Source organism: Amaricoccus sp. W119, from assembly GCF_047275745.1.
GTDB lineage: Bacteria > Pseudomonadota > Alphaproteobacteria > Rhodobacterales > Rhodobacteraceae > Amaricoccus.
Genome location: NZ_JBKQWU010000178.1, coordinates 1 through 1,126, shown reverse-complemented (window position 1 = coordinate 1,126; position 1,126 = coordinate 1). Strand labels below are relative to the sequence as shown.

Below are 1,126 nucleotides of genomic sequence, written 5' to 3'. Positions count from 1 at the left end.
CGCACCATCGTATTTCACGGTGAGAAAGACCGAGTTGTGGATCCTCGAAACGCGACCCTCATCGTCGCCGGGCTTTCGGAAGACGGCCAGGAAACGCGAGAGACTGGCAGGACCGCCGGCCGCGGCTGGAGCCGCCTGTGCCGGCAAGGCGCCGATGGCCGGCCGGGCGTCGAGCTTTGGCTCGTAGAAGACGCGGGCCACGCCTGGTCGGGGGGCGACGCGTCGGGCTCCTTCACGGACGCCTCTGGACCGTCCGCGTCGGCCGAGATGCTGCGGTTCTTCGCAGCGGAGTGAGGGCGAGTTGGGCGGCGGTGGCTGAAGGAAGAAACCCGAGTATGCTCGCGATCAGGCCTCGCCGGTCAAATACCGCCGCCCATGCTTCGGGCGGTCAGACCCTTGATCCGGAGGATCCAAGCTCGCCTAGCGTGGCCACGCCACCAACGCTGTCGAGGAGCGAGACCACGGGCTGAGCCGAGAAACAGAACCCGGCCAGGGAGTAACACATCGCTCTGACGACGCCGATTACGAAGGTTTTCGTCGGGCCCGCGCGCACGCGACCATCGCGACGGAGCAGACCGCAGATCGCTCGCTCGGAGTCGATCCCGATGTCCGTGATCATCCGGCGGCGCGCGTCGTCCATATCCGGGTCTCGGAGATCCCGGTGGTGGTGGTAGCGTTCTGTATTCCCACGACGAAACAGAGGCAGGCAGGGGCAAACAGCCGCCCGGTCGGGGTGGTGAACGCTCCTCCGACCATGGAACCGTCGAAGAGGCCGCCCGCGGCGCCAGCGGCAGCGTGCACTGCCGGCCGCCCCATGCGCCATCGAGCCGCGGGCGGCGGCCCTGCGCGCGCGAGTGGCTGTGGGACGGGGAGCAGGCTTGAACCGCGATCGATCCGCGAAACCGGCGCGACCGACGGAACTCCGGAAGCCGTTCCACGCTTTATGGAGGCTTGATTGTTGATCGGCGTGGAATAAGGACCCCGCTTCTGGGGTGATCGGCGTCCAAAAGGGGCTCTGACTCAATCTCGGTGCACCCGGTCAGCCTGGTGGATAGCTTCCTGCTCCGAACTTAAGGGGAGCAGGGATGGTTGGGAGCCGATCGTCGGCGGCGTTGCTGCCGGCGGG

Annotated in this window: 1 pseudogene; it reads left to right on the top strand. The window is 67.1% G+C overall.

Going from position 1 to position 1,126, the window contains the following annotated elements:
- Positions 1-294: pseudogene (locus tag ACLJK8_RS22805) on the top strand (poly(3-hydroxybutyrate) depolymerase); the annotation flags it as partial.
- Positions 295-1,126 lie beyond the last annotated feature (832 nt).